The organism is Sphingobacterium faecium (genome assembly GCF_003054045.1).
GTDB classification, from domain to species: Bacteria; Bacteroidota; Bacteroidia; order Sphingobacteriales; family Sphingobacteriaceae; genus Sphingobacterium; species Sphingobacterium faecium.
The window spans coordinates 134,634-148,792 of the sequence record NZ_QBKH01000003.1; the positions used below are offsets into that span (position 1 = coordinate 134,634).

Annotated in this window: 16 protein-coding genes; 15 read left to right on the top strand and 1 reads right to left on the bottom strand. The window is 40.2% G+C overall.

Annotated elements, in window-relative coordinates:
• From C8N37_RS08685 to C8N37_RS08755, 15 genes are all read left to right on the top strand, one after another.
• Positions 1–1,011, top strand: coding sequence for a FecCD family ABC transporter permease (locus C8N37_RS08685; protein WP_108158559.1), 1,011 nt, complete (start codon positions 1–3; stop codon positions 1,009–1,011).
• On the top strand, positions 1,008–1,787 hold the full coding sequence (locus C8N37_RS08690; RefSeq protein ID WP_108158560.1) for an ABC transporter ATP-binding protein: 780 nt from the start codon (positions 1,008–1,010) through the stop codon (positions 1,785–1,787). The genes C8N37_RS08685 and C8N37_RS08690 overlap by 4 nt, the downstream gene beginning before the upstream one ends.
• Positions 1,787–2,350, top strand: a complete 564-nt coding sequence (locus C8N37_RS08695) for a GNAT family N-acetyltransferase (protein ID WP_108158561.1) — start codon at positions 1,787–1,789, stop codon at positions 2,348–2,350. Before C8N37_RS08690 ends, C8N37_RS08695 begins: the two co-directional genes overlap by 1 nt.
• A 172-nt stretch (positions 2,351–2,522) precedes the next feature.
• Positions 2,523–4,961 carry a TonB-dependent receptor gene (locus C8N37_RS08700; RefSeq protein WP_108158562.1) on the top strand — a complete coding sequence of 813 codons (2,439 nt, stop codon included), beginning with the start codon at positions 2,523–2,525 and terminating at the stop codon, positions 4,959–4,961.
• A gap of 114 nt (positions 4,962–5,075) precedes the next feature.
• The gene (locus C8N37_RS08705) at positions 5,076–5,471 is read left to right on the top strand and encodes a hypothetical protein (protein ID WP_108158563.1); all 396 of its coding nucleotides are present in this window, start codon (positions 5,076–5,078) and stop codon (positions 5,469–5,471) included.
• A gap of 177 nt (positions 5,472–5,648) precedes the next feature.
• Complete coding sequence (ureA, locus tag C8N37_RS08710) at positions 5,649–5,951, top strand: urease subunit gamma (protein WP_108158564.1); 303 nt, start codon at positions 5,649–5,651, stop codon at positions 5,949–5,951.
• 21 nt (positions 5,952–5,972) lie between these two features.
• Positions 5,973–6,347, top strand: a complete 375-nt coding sequence (locus C8N37_RS08715) for an urease subunit beta (RefSeq protein WP_021192449.1) — start codon at positions 5,973–5,975, stop codon at positions 6,345–6,347.
• Positions 6,344–8,065, top strand: coding sequence for an urease subunit alpha (gene ureC / locus C8N37_RS08720; protein WP_108158565.1), 1,722 nt, complete (start codon positions 6,344–6,346; stop codon positions 8,063–8,065). Before C8N37_RS08715 ends, ureC begins: the two co-directional genes overlap by 4 nt.
• Before the next feature lie 61 nt (positions 8,066–8,126).
• Complete coding sequence (locus C8N37_RS08725) at positions 8,127–8,717, top strand: hypothetical protein (RefSeq protein ID WP_108158566.1); 591 nt, start codon at positions 8,127–8,129, stop codon at positions 8,715–8,717.
• Between the two features lie 2 nt (positions 8,718–8,719).
• On the top strand, positions 8,720–9,217 hold the full coding sequence (locus C8N37_RS08730; protein ID WP_108158567.1) for an urease accessory protein UreE: 498 nt from the start codon (positions 8,720–8,722) through the stop codon (positions 9,215–9,217).
• 5 nt (positions 9,218–9,222) lie between these two features.
• The gene (locus tag C8N37_RS08735; protein ID WP_108158568.1) at positions 9,223–9,912 is read left to right on the top strand and encodes an urease accessory protein UreF; all 690 of its coding nucleotides are present in this window, start codon (positions 9,223–9,225) and stop codon (positions 9,910–9,912) included.
• A 14-nt stretch (positions 9,913–9,926) separates the two neighbouring features.
• The gene (gene ureG, locus C8N37_RS08740; RefSeq protein WP_045755017.1) at positions 9,927–10,565 is read left to right on the top strand and encodes an urease accessory protein UreG; all 639 of its coding nucleotides are present in this window, start codon (positions 9,927–9,929) and stop codon (positions 10,563–10,565) included.
• Position 10,566: 1 nt separating this feature from the next.
• Entirely contained in the window at positions 10,567–11,358 is a 792-nt protein-coding gene (locus tag C8N37_RS08745; protein WP_108158569.1) for an urease accessory protein UreD, read from the top strand.
• Positions 11,359–11,409: 51 nt separating this feature from the next.
• Positions 11,410–12,306 carry an urea transporter gene (locus tag C8N37_RS08750; protein WP_108158570.1) on the top strand — a complete coding sequence of 299 codons (897 nt, stop codon included), beginning with the start codon at positions 11,410–11,412 and terminating at the stop codon, positions 12,304–12,306.
• Positions 12,307–12,418: 112 nt separating this feature from the next.
• Positions 12,419–13,222, top strand: a complete 804-nt coding sequence (locus C8N37_RS08755) for a DUF2490 domain-containing protein (RefSeq protein WP_108158571.1) — start codon at positions 12,419–12,421, stop codon at positions 13,220–13,222.
• Here C8N37_RS08755 and C8N37_RS08760 read toward each other — a convergent pair.
• Positions 13,219–14,106 (bottom strand): helix-turn-helix domain-containing protein, encoded by an 888-nt coding sequence (locus C8N37_RS08760; protein ID WP_153196409.1) that lies wholly within the window; start codon positions 14,104–14,106, stop codon positions 13,219–13,221. The genes C8N37_RS08755 and C8N37_RS08760 overlap by 4 nt on opposite strands.
• Positions 14,107–14,159: the final 53 nt, after the last annotated feature.

The following is a 14,159-nucleotide window of genomic DNA, read 5'->3' on the forward strand; positions in this document are numbered from 1 at the left end:
ATGAAAAATATAAAAATCATCGTCCTGTTGATCTTATTTCCACTGACGCTTTTCGTGTTGTCGCTTACTATTGGTTCTACACAACATGTCGGTTTGGTCGAATTGTTCCAGCGGATGTGTTTGCAATTCGGGTTGATACAAGATCAACATCTGCTTGCAGATGGAAGTTTGAATACCATCTTATGGCAGGTGAGATTGCCCCGGGTACTGTTGACTTTTATGGTCGGTGCAGCGTTGGCTTCGTCAGGAGGAGTTCTACAAGCTATTTTTCGTAATCCAATTGTCGATCCATTTACGTTAGGTATCTCTTCGGGATCTGCTTTTGGAGCAGCACTGGCGATGTTGTTTCCGATTATGTCTGTTAATCTCTCTGCTTTTATTTTTGGAGTTTGTGCAGTGGGGCTGACTTATATGGTTTCTTACTCCGGGGCAAGGACTTCTATTGTAGGGATGGTATTGTCTGGGATGGTGATTTCAGGGGTTTTTACGGCCCTTTTAACTTTATTGCAGTATTTAAGTGATCCGTATAAATTACAAGCTATTGTCCAGTGGACAATGGGCAACTTACATACGGCTTCTTGGTCTAAGGTATATAATGCTATCGGACCGATTTCAGTAGGTTTATTGGTGATCGTACTCTATCGATGGAAGTTAAATCTTTTGTCTCTAGGCGATCAGGAAGCTTTAGCCATAGGTGTCAATCCTAGAATCATTAAACTGATCCTAATTGGAGTGGCGACGATGATAACAGCATCTGCTGTAGCAGCGGTAGGGGTGATCAGTCTGTTTGGGTTGATTATTCCGCATATTAGCCGAATGATATTTGGACCTAATAACAATATTTCAGTGTGGGCAAATATCAGCATCGGTGGCAGTTTTCTACTCTTGATCGATGATTTTTCTCGTGCTGTCATGCCTTTTGAAATTCCGATCGGTGTGTTTACTATGATTGTGGGAGCGCCCTTATTTATTTACTTGATGCGTCGAAACGCGATGAACTGGAACTCATGATACCTACGATTTCTACACAAGAATTATCTTTCTCCTATGGCAATGATGTCGTATTGCGTGATGTGAATGTGTCTTTTCCGAAAGGAAAACTGTCGATCATTCTGGGTCGTAATGGCAGTGGGAAATCAACGTTGTTTAATGTGATCGCGGGCTTAGAAAAACGTTACGATGGTCAGATATTTATAGGTGATGTGGAACGTAAGAAGATCAAAGTCGGTAACAGTAGTGAGTTACGTTTGGGCTTCCTCAATCAATTTCATCAGATGACTTTTCCCTATCCAGTGTTTGATGTGGTTTTGACTGGAAGGGCCTCTTTTTCAAGGTTCTCACCAAGTAAAGCAGATCATGAAGCGGTACATGCAATCTTAAAAAAGTTTGATCTGGAACATCTTAAGGATAAACCGTATACCGAACTGTCGGGTGGAGAAAGGCAGTTGATCTTACTATGTCGTGTATTAGTGCAGCAACCTGACGTGCTGATGCTGGATGAACCTACCAATCACTTGGACCTCAACTACCAAATGGCTGTTTTACGAACAGCGAAAGAGCTGGTTCAGGAGGGTACAACAGTTTTATGTGTTATGCACGACCCTAATCTGGCTTTTATGTTCGGTGACCAATTTTACCTCATGCGTGATCAAAGTGTGCTTGATATTAATGGTCTGGAGCGCGAAGAAGTGAAAAATTTGTTGGAAGAAACATATGAATTGCCTTTGTTGAGTTTAGAAAATCAAGGGAAATGGATGTTTACTCCAATGCTTAATGAACATCAATAATGAAAAATATTTCGATATATCATGTTGAACCGGAAGATGTGGCAGAAGTGCTGCCTTACGTCCTGGATTTCAGAAGAAAACTATTTCCGATGTTGGATCCGAATCAGATTCCAAAAGACCTAAAGGCTTTCGAAGATCTTTACTTACAGAGCACTGCCGGTGCTTTTCTGCAGGCAAGAACCGCGGATGGCATATTAATCGGGGTGATCGGTATGCTCCATTACGATTACCGGTTTCCACATTTGGATATTGATGCGAAGAATACGGTCGAAGTAGCCCGTTTATTTGTGGATCCAAAATACCGAAGGACAGGATTGGGTACTGAGCTGTTTCAGAGATTGCTAACAGTAGCTAAGGAAAAACAGATCGAAAGGCTTTATTTACATACGCATCCATTTTTGGATGGCGCCTATGAATTTTGGTTGCGGCAGGGTTTCCAGCTGATGGAGTATCGTGATGAATCTGGATTTCTTACTATACATATGGAGCTGATGGTAGATGAAATGGAAATGGTTGCGGTAGTGGATGAAATTGTTGTAAGAACAGCAAGCATTCCGCTATAAGTTTTTATTGATGCCTCTGAGCACGCAAATCATGATATCGGTCAGAGCCGAGGGTTCATAACTGCAAAATACGTAAAAATAAGGGCTGAAATTAGTTTTTGATCTCAGCCCAAAAGGGCTTAACAGTGATGTATAGCCTCATATTGAACAAATAATAGATAATTATATCCCAATGAAATATACGATAAAGACCTTTGCTTTTGCAATGGCTGTAGCTGCTCTTTTTCCAATGGCTGTGCATGCGCAGAATAGTACACAGCTATTTGGCAAAACATATGATGAGTCAGGAGCTCTTGTCTCTGGTGTAACATTGACGATAAGCAGTTCAAAGCAGGCAACAACTTCCAATATATCGGGTGAATTTACTTTTCCTGAAGCGATCATTTTCCCAATGGTTATCCATGCTTCAGCAATTGGTTATATCGATCAAAAAATAACGCTTTCAGCGAGCAACTGGAATGCAAAAAAAGGACTATCTCTTGTCTTGATTAAAGATAATAGAACTTTGGATGAGGTGTTGATTACTGGGAGACGTAATAAATCTTATCTCACCAATGATCTGGAATTGGGGGGTAAGTTTTCTGGTAAATTAAAGAATCTACCGCAATCTGTTTCTGTTCTAAGTCGAGAGTTTATCGAAGATAAGCAGGCTTTTACGACAGGTGCACTGTTTCAAGATTTGGCAGGCGTAACTGAAGCATCTTCTTATGATGATGTGGTTATCCGTGGTTTTAAAAGTGGATATGAAACCGGAGTACGTTTGGTCAATGGTCTGCGTTCGGGTTATGGTTATGGTAACAGTTACTACAATACGCCATTGACACTGAACTTGGAAAGTCTTGAGGTATTAAAAGGTCCGGGAGCTTCTTTGTTTGGTGATGTAGTACCAGGTGGTACGATTAATATGACCACAAAAAAACCGTTGGATACTTTTAAGGGGAATATCGGTTTTTCTTCAGGAAGTTTTCAGACGATGCGTACGACGCTGGATCTGGGAGGACCTTTGGATAGCGCTAAGCGTGTTTTGTACCGTTTCAATGCGGGTTATGAGGATACGAAAACTTTCCGTGATGTCAATCGTCAAAAAAGAATTCTGGTTGCACCATCGTTTACTTTTAAACCAGCAGCTGGTACGCAGCTAGACGTTGATGTGGTTTATAACCAATTTAATGGTTATCTCGATCGGGGGATGGGAATTAAAGCAAATGATTTTTATGCTTTACCTCGATCATTTACACTAAGTCAACCTTCAGATTTTTATAACGCGAAGACATTTTCACTGAGCGGTAGATTGTCGCAAAAGATTACAGAAAATTTAAGCTTGCACTTGAGCTATATGAAATCAGTGTATGAAGAGGATGTCAATGAACACCGGACGTTGAATACATTTGCTGATGCTCCTAAAAATACGATCATGAATATGCGTTTTTTTGATCGTCATGGTAAAGATTACACGGATAACGTAGTCGGATATTTTAAATGGGATCATGATGGTGCTGTGGTAGATCATCATATCGTAGCTGGAGTTGATTTTGCGGAGTATAGCGGTGATCAGGAAAATCAGTTGCGGGAAGCTAGACAAAAGACGGTGAACGGACAGGTGGTGCCTCTTACTTTTGATTTGAACAATCCAACTTATACGACACATGATCTAACTTCTTTCGTCTGGCGAGAGCATGTAGCTTATCCATTTTTAAGTCCTTATAAAACTACGGGTAAGTATATCCAAGATCAACTGACGATTGCTGACAAACTTAAAGTGATCCTAGGATTACGTCATGAGCACTATGCTTCCGAGACTATCGAGGGGCAGAAGCGTTACCATGCTACACAAAATGCTTGGTTACCACGTGCGGGATTAACGTACGAACTCAATAAACAGGTTAACTATTTTGCGAGCTATTCTCAGGGTTTCGTACCGGTGGGTGCAAGTTTTATTCAGAATTATCAGGATTATGGTGCAGATAAACCTTTTGTTCCAGAACGTAGTTTTCAATTGGAAACGGGATTTAAAACTGGTTTTTTTAAAGATCAGTTGCAGATGGATCTTTCTTTATTCCGTATCGAGCGCCAAAATATGATGATCGCTACTGGTGTGATTTTGGATTCTGGATTTTCTGAATATCGACAATCTGGAAAAGCAGTTTCTGAGGGTATTGAACTGGATCTTCGTGGGCAGTTGACCAAAGAATTTCAGATTATGGCAAACTACACTTACAATCTCACCGATGTGAAAGCATCATCCATCGCTTCTGAGGTTGGTCAATCGCTACCGGGAGCTCCTAAAAACAGGGCAAGTGCATGGCTGAAGTATGTGTTTTCAAAACATACTTTGAAAGGTCTTGGTTTTGGTGCAGGGGCGTATTATGTGGATAGCCGTCGTATGGATAATAGTATTGGTAAAGATAGTGATGGTCATGCGATGTGGGGTTACTGGCCTTCTTATACTACTATGAATGCTGCGGTATATTACCATATCGGTGCATTGAAGATGGCTGTTAATGTCAATAATGTATTTGATAAGTACTACTTTTTGGGTGGCTTTGATTATACGCGTGCATTTCCTGGAGCACCGCGCAACGTGATGGTTTCGTTAGGCTATGCTTTTTAATGAGAAAAAGAGCTAAATCGTAGTTTAAGATGTAATATAGACTATTTTATTCAAGATTTGTGCTATTTAAAACTTGTTTTAGTTGGTACTTTTGTCTTGGTAATTAATTTAAAAATGAAAGCAATGTTTCGGAATGTATGGATACTTTTTGTGATGCTGTTCGCTTTGGCTACTGTCAATGCGAATACGCGATTGCATCTAGATGTCGATCAGTATAAACAGCTGGAGTTTTTATCAACACTTAATACTTCAATTCAGCTACCTGAAATCAGTCCCAATAGCCATCATATCGCATTATTTTCAGGTATGCTTGAAGCATGGGAGTGTAGCGATGCCCAAGAGCTCAAGGAAGTTGACCAATTGCTTTATTTTACCATAATTCCTATCTGGCTATCGGCAATGGGAGTCAGGTATGACAAAAAACAGGATTTCAGTTTCCCGACTGAACACATAGGTGTCATCCTCAATCCGCGATACATATTGTTCAAGTGTATCAAAATACCCATCTAATTTTAATATAATTCCTTTCTTTTGCTAGGAGTCATGGAGGCTGATTAGGGCTTGTCATGTACTGTCTGGCGCTATCTGCACGTTTTTTTGTTTGTCATAAACATTAAAGCAAGACGTTGTGGAACAACTAATAGCAATATAATTCTTACATATAAGTTAACATTAAATAGTAATTCAATGCATTTATTACCTAGAGAGACGGAGAAGCTATTGCTTCATGTAGCTGGTGAACTCGCAAAAAAGCGTATGGCCAGAGGTGTCAAATTAAATTATCCAGAGTCTATTGCGTATATCAGCAGCGAACTTATGGAAGGTGCACGTGATGGTCGATCCGTTGCGGAACTGATGCAGTATGGGGCGACTTTGTTGACCCGTGAAGATGTGATGCAGGGTGTGCCTGAGATGATTCACGATATACAGATCGAGGCGACTTTTCCTGACGGTACCAAGTTGGTGACCGTGCATAATCCTATTCGTTAATTTAATAAGAACATTGAAAATATGATTCCTGGAGAATATTTCATTCAAGATGGCGATATCATCTGTAATGAAGGTAGAGAAGTAACAACATTGACAGTTGTCAATACGGGAGATAGACCGATTCAGGTGGGCTCTCATTATCATTTTTTTGAGGTCAATAAAATGATGGAATTTGATCGTGCATTAGCCTTTGGAAAGCGATTGAATATTATCGCGAGTACTGCTGTTCGTTTTGAACCAGGCGAATCCAAAATCGTGGAATTGGTTCCTTATGCTGGAGCAAGAAGAGTATATGGTCACAACGATCTGGTGAATGGTGATACGGAAACAGAAGTGGGAAAAATGAATGCTTTGAAAAAAGCAGATGCAAATGGCTTTAAAAATAAAAAATCATGAGCTTAAAGGTTAGTAGATTAAATTATGCAGCGATATTTGGTCCCACAGGAGGAGATAAAGTTCGTTTAGGAGATACAGAAATCATCATTGAGGTAGAAAAAGATTATGCATACTATGGTGATGAGGCAAAGTTTGGTGGTGGTAAAACTATTCGTGATGGTATGTGTCAATCTTCGGTGCATACGCGTGATGAAGGTACATTGGATTTAGTGATCACAGATGCGATTATCATTGATCACTGGGGTATTGTAAAAGGTGATATCGGGATCAAAGACGGAAAAATTGTTGGTGTAGGTCGTGCGGGTAACCCGGATACGATGGATAATATCACACCAAATATGATTATTGGTGCTTCGACCGAAGTTCATGGTGGTGCTGGATATATTGTCACTCCTGGAGGAATCGATACGCATATTCACTACATCAGTCCTACGCAGACGGAAACGGCCTTATATAGCGGTATTACGACTATGATTGGAGGGGGAACTGGCCCTGCTGATGGCACGAATGCGACAACGGTAACACCTGGTAAGTGGAATATCCGGAAGATGATGCAGGCAGTGGAAGCTTTACCTATGAACTTCGGTTTCTTCGGTAAAGGTAATGTGGGTACAGAACAACCGATCGTCGAACAGATCGAGGCGGGTGTACTGGGTGTCAAGATTCATGAGGATTGGGGCGCTACTCCTGCGACCATTGACCGCGCGCTTTCTGTAGCTGATCAGTACGATGTACAAGTCGCAATTCATACAGATACGTTGAATGAAGCTGGATTTTTAGAAGATACGATGGCAGCGATCAATGGTCGTGTCATCCACACTTTCCATACGGAAGGTGCTGGTGGTGGTCACGCTCCCGATATCATTAAATCGGCTATGTACCCAAATGTATTGCCTGCGTCGACAAACCCGACTCGTCCGTTTACTAAAAATACGATTGACGAACATCTGGATATGTTGATGGTCTGTCACCATTTAAGTAAAGATATTCCTGAAGATGTTGCTTTTGCGGATTCCCGTATTCGTCCTGAAACGATTGCTGCGGAAGATATTCTACAAGATCGAGGTGTTTTCAGTATCATGAGCTCGGATTCTCAAGCCATGGGTCGTGTAGGTGAGGTGATCCTCAGAACATGGCAAACTGCGGATAAGATGAAGAAACAGACGGGGGCACTTCCGGAAGATGAGGGTACTGGGAATGATAATTTTAGAGCTAGACGTTATGTGGCTAAATATACGATCAACCCTGCTATTGCACATGGTATCTCTAAATACGTGGGTTCTATAGAACAGGGTAAAATAGCGGATATGGTGATCTGGCGTCCTGCTTTGTTTGGCGCTAAGCCTGAAATGATCATTAAAGGCGGAATGATTATCGCTTCGAAAATGGGAGATGCCAATGCATCTATTCCTACTCCTCAGCCCATCATCTTGCGTACGATGTATGGTGGTTATGGTAAAGCATTGACGGAGACTTGTTTCAACTTTGTTTCTAAAATTTCAATTGAAAAAGGAATCAAAGAGGAGTACGGATTGAACAAAACATTACTACCTGTGGAAAACTGCCGTAATATCTCCAAAAAAGATATGATCCACAATGATGCTACTCCAGAGATCATCGTGAATCCAGAAAACTATGAAGTGAGTGTCGATGGTGAGGTGATCAAATGTGAACCGATTGATCAGGTTGCTTTGGGACAATTGTATTTCTTGTTTTAATTGGATCGCTAATTTTTATGGTGTGACAGTTGGTCACACCATAAATTGTGAATAAATAATAATGAAAAATTTGAAACTATTTTTAGCAAGCTGTTTAGCAATAGCCTGCTTTTCGATACCATCTGCCTACGCACAAAAAGGTGGTGTTATGCTTTATGGTTCATTTAATTACCATGAAACTGAAGCAGGTCATCAGCTCAGTGCGGCACCACTGGGGGTCGGTTATTTTTTTAATGATAATATGAATGTGGGGCTGAACTATGGTTTCAATACTTCGAAAAATAGGACATTGGATTTTACTGATCATTTTCATGAGGTCGGACCATTTTACAGCAATACTTGGCCTCTAGGTAAATATTTTAATTTAATCGGGCAGGTAGAGGTGCATTATATTTGGGGCAATGAGCATGCTGTCCATGCTGCTGATATGATGGCGGACGGTAGCTATAACGGCTACTTGCTAAGAGCTTATCCTTTGGTGGGTATTAACTTAGGTAAAGGTTGGGCACTTAAAGCAAAAGTTGCGGAGCTTTCTTATAAGAAGAAGCAGAGTAAAGATGTTTCTATATCCAATGATCATGAAATCATCACTGGCATCAATGGTTCTACGGTTGGTCTTGGGATATCAAAAAATCTATTTATTAAGGGATAATAATGATTATTACAGAAATCACAAGAAATATCAAAAACGAGGTGGTCAATAAGCGTTGTGATCTGCTCATGATTGAATGGTACGAATCTACCAAACGTATTCAACGTTTGCGTACGGAGGAGGGTATGGATATCGCCTTTAAATTATTGGGAAATACTTCTCAATTGCATGATGGAGATATTCTGTACGAGGATGCTGACAAAATTGTTGTCATCGCCATCCGTGCTTGTGATGTGATCTGTATAGAAATGTTGAATTTTTTGGAGATTGCTTTTATAAGTTGTGAAATAGGTAACAAGCATTTGCCCTTATTTGTGGAGGGTAACGAATTGCTGATCCCTTTTGAGCGAACGATGCAAACCTGGCTGGACAAGCAAGATGTTTCCTATACGCTTGCTTCACGTCAATTACTGCGTCAGTTGAATGCTCATGTCGATGCAAATTATCATCGTCGGCTCAAATCTTCAACAAAGGGGATCCCTTTATTTATTAAAGCATAAAATATATGGAAAATAAATTTTTAGGCAAGCTTCTTCATTTGTCAGATCCGACGTTACCAATCGGTGGATTTACCCATTCGAATGGATTGGAGACGTATGTGCAAAAGGAGATCGTGCATAATAAAGATACTGCTGAGTCGTATGTGAGACACAATTTGTGGTATAACTTGAAGTATAATGATGCGGCTTTGATGCGTCTTGCTTATGATGCTACCCGAAATCTTGATATCGATCTGTTGCGGTCTTTGGATGAAGAGTGTACGGCATTGAAGAGTCCGAAGGAAATCCGTGAAGCCAGTAAGAAATTGGGGGTGCGTTTGTATAAGATTTTTTCACGGTATCAGGAGCAACCCATATTGATTTCTTGGGGTAAATTGATTAAGCAGAAAAGGGTGGATAGTCATTATTGTTTGGTGTATGGTATGTTGGCTGCTTTATTAGACATCCCGATTCGGGAAGCCTTGCATGGCTACTATTATAATGCTGCCATCACGATGGTGACCAATGCGGTAAAATTGGTACCTCTTGGACAGTTGGATGGTCAGGATATTTTATTTTATCTGCATGATGATCTGATGACTTTATGTGATGAAACGCTGGAAGTGGATCGTGATCTGATCGGTCTATGTAATGTTGGATTTGATATCCGCTGTATGCAGCATGAACGGTTGTATACACGGGTTTACATTTCTTAATTAAATACGAACAAATGGAAAATAGAAAATATGTTAAGATAGGTGTAGGTGGTCCGGTTGGATCTGGAAAAACGGCACTGTTGGAGTGTCTGTGTAAACGCTTGAAACATGAATTGAATCTTGCGGTTATTACCAATGATATCTATACGAAGGAGGATGCCGAATACATGGCTAAAAACAGTACGTTGTCTCCTGATCGTATTATTGGTGTAGAGACGGGTGGTTGTCCGCATACAGCTATCCGTGAGGATGCGAGTATGAATCTAGAGGCTGTGGAAGAACTTGCGGAGCGCTTTCCTGATCTTGAATTGATCTTGATCGAGAGTGGTGGTGATAATTTGACTTCAACTTATAGTCCTGATCTTGCGGATATCACCATTTTTGTGATCGATGTGGGTGAGGGGGAAAAGATGCCCCGTAAAGGTGGACCGGCGATTACCCGATCGGATTTATTGTTGATCAATAAAATGGATTTAGCTCCTTATGTTGGTGCTAGTTTGGAGGTGATGGAGCATGATGCTCGGAAAATGCGAAAAGGGGCTCCCTTTTTATTTTCGAATTTGAAAACAGGAACGGGATTGGATGAAATCATCGGATGGATCAAAAAATATGCTTTATTGCATGATGTAGCGGAACCTAATTTATTGCGTTAATATGATCTGTTCTTTAAATATCAACGTCGCCCATCGTGAAGGAAAGTCTTATCTCAAGGATGCTTATGTCACACAACCTTTTCGTATCGTTCCGGTAGGACAATACAGGAGGGATAAAGGGGCATACTTGATGATCATGAGCTCATCACCTGGGTTACTGGATGGTGATGATCATCGGATCCAAATTACGATAGATCCTGGTGCTAAATTGCAACTGCAGACTCAGGCTTATCAGCGTCTTTTTCATATGAAAGGTAAATCGGTACAAAAAACGGAAGTTACGCTCGGCGAAGGGGCGGTGTTTTCTTTTGTTCCGCACCCTATTGTTCCTCAAAATTCTTCTCATTTTCTTAGCCATAATATTATCCACATGCAAAAGAACTGTCACCTCATATTGAGTGATATCGTGACTTGTGGACGGAAACTGTCGGGAGAGGTTTTTGAGTATAATCATTTTCAGAATCTGACTCAATGTTATGTGGATGGCCGACTGATCTTGAAAGATAATGTGCTGCTGCAACCCGACAAAATGCCGATACAGGATATCGGGATATTGGAAGGTTTTACCCATCAGGGAACATTTATTTATCTCAATACGGCAGGGAAAGCTGTTGGGGACTGGATCGAAAAATTCCATCAGCAATATGAGCATCTTACGGATATCGAATTTGGCATCAGTGCACTACAGCAGGATGGATTTATGATCCGGATATTGGGATATGGTGCCGAACAGTTGTTTACTATTTTTCAGGAGGTCCAACAAGAACTGTGGGATGCTGAACTCCTTATTTAATTATTTTAATGAGACTATTTTTTTAGTCTTATCACATCAATTTATCTCAAAATGAGGGATCAAGTTTTAGCTTATATAAAAGCTTTTTTTAGAGGTTTCGGACAGATCATGTTGCAGAATAATGCTTGGACAGGCATATTATTTATTGGTGCCATTTTATATGACTCGACTTTAATGGGTTTTGCAGGTATATTGGCCAATGTTGTAGGGGTTGCAACGGCAAAAATACTGAAATACGATGAAGAACATATTACTCATGGATTATTTGGTTTTAATGCTTCTTTATTTGGTGTCGCCCTGGTTTTCTATTTTGAGGCAAACATCTGGATCTGGATGACATTGATTCTTGGTTCCATGTTGACCACACTGATGATGGGATTTGCGCTCAAAAGAAATTTACCTGCTTTTACTTTTCCTTTTATAGCAGTAACCTGGATTTCACTCTATATCTTGAGTATTCCGCAACTTGCCATGTCTACCGTATCACAACATTTTGTTGATATCCAAGAGATGGATGATTTCTTGATCGAGGGACATGCTTTTGGGCAAGTGATCTTTCAGGGAAGCCTGATCGCAGGATTGATCTTTTTCCTTGGTGTATTTATGAGCAATCCGATGGCTGCACTTTATGCTTTCGCTGCGGTGATCATCAGCATTTACCTATCTCATTATGGTCATGAATCGGAAACGATGATCAGCAACGGAACGTTTAGTTTCAATGCTGTACTCTGTGGTATTGCTTTAAGCGGGACTCGTGTACGCGATGGATTATATGTCCTGATTGCTGTCGTGATTGCTACTTATTGTGATCATGTGCTTGTGCACTATGGCTGGACGACATTGACTTTTCCTTTTGTCGTAGCGATGTGGGCTATGGAACCTGTTAAACGTTTGGATAAATGGATCGTTGGACGATTTGAAGAAACTTTTAAAAACAGGTTTTCTTAAAAGGAGCAAACCTTATCTGCTATACAAACTGATCAATGGTGGAGTCGCTATTGGTCAGTTTTGTACGGGTATAAAACAGACTAATGGTCATTAAAAAACAACTATACAATCGATGAAAAATATGCTTTATAAAATAATACTCTTACTCTTTCTTATTATCAGTCCATTTTTATTACTTCACGCACAGATCAGTCCTCCAGGATTGGGAAAGGCAAAGACGGCCTCGTGGTCTGCCTTAGGACTTAAACGTCAGTTGGATAGTACTGGTAAGAAAGAAGCATTGACTTACCTCGGCCTAGGAACCAAAAGTACACCTGATGATTCCAATCCTTTTCATAAACAAGCTATTTTTGTCCTCAATCACGAGGTATATCACAAATTTGCAAAGAACCAGCAATATAGTTATGCGTTGAGCTATCGTCGTCAAAATGTATATGATGCAGATGCTCCTTATCATGGTGAAGGGGTAGAACAGGAGTTTCGCTTGTATGGCCGCTATGCTTATACTTTCAGATTCGGTGAGCGCTGGAAATGGAAAAATACGGTCAGACAGGAATTTCGTAAATTTTTTACTGCGGATTTTAAGGAGGCAGAGGAGAATTTTCAATTGCGAACTAGACTTAAAACACAGGTGAATCTGAAGCTTTCGGATAAGAATAAACAGGAACTTGCGTTTAGTGCTGAGGGCTTGTTTGCGGTAAGTAAAATGTATGAGCCGAAAGATGAATGGTCAAAATTTGCTTATAAGGAATCGCGTTTGGCTTTATATTACATGACGGATATCCCGAATACTCCTTTGCACGTGGATGTAGGATATATGAATGATTTAATTAAAGGCTATCGTCAAGCAGACTTTGGTGTTCATTATCTCGCTGTTGATCTGATCTGGAATCTACCTTATAAAAAGAAGCATTAATCGGAAAGAAATTTATGTTTGCGATAATCACTGGGTGAATAACCGGTGACTTTCTTGAATAAACGGGTAAAGTAGGAGGGAGATTTATATTTCATTTCGAATGCAATGCCTGCAATATCCCTGGTAGCGTCCTGTAATAAGATTTGACTGTGTAGGATACTGATTTCGTTGATCCATTGTTTAGGCGGTTTGTTGGTTGCTTCTTTCACACATTTGTTGAGGTAGTTTTCGGATATATGCAGTAAGTTGGCATAAAATAAAACATTCTTGTGATCGGTGTGAAATTTCTGTACAAACTCCCGAAACCGAAATGCAATATCCAATTGTCTGCTCATCGGTGCTTTTACTTCGTAATCGGTTTTAATTATTTTTAATAAGATGCATTGTAGCATCGACACACAGATCTCCATGACCTTCCCTTCTGTAAAGAGCTCTTCTTCCAAGAGTTGAAGCATTTTTTGAATCCACACGGAAACATGCTCTGACAGGGGGGTAAAGGGATGTGAATTGAAAAATCGAATGTCATTGATGCCTAATTCAATATCGGTCACGATTTCGTTTTCATAAACAACGAAAAAACCTTCTGCGTCATCTGAGATCGCTAACGTAGCTGTAATATTTCCTTGTTTAACATTAATCACTTGATTTTCTGCTAATGTATAAGAACCTGACTCTAAATGTTGTGTTAAGGTTCCTTTGGTCACAAAGATGAGAAAATTAAAGGTGGTACGGTAGGGGATAACGGGCATGAGGATACTCCGTAGGTAATTTTCGATACGGTAGACTTGTATTTTGCTTTCGTTGAATAGATTATGCTCCGTTACATCTGGCAAAAAAAGCTTTTTGTATTCGTAGTTGTTGATAATCTTAATCGACGATTTCATAATCCTATTGCTCTAAAAAAATCTTTTCATATCATGTCCATGAAAGAGATTGT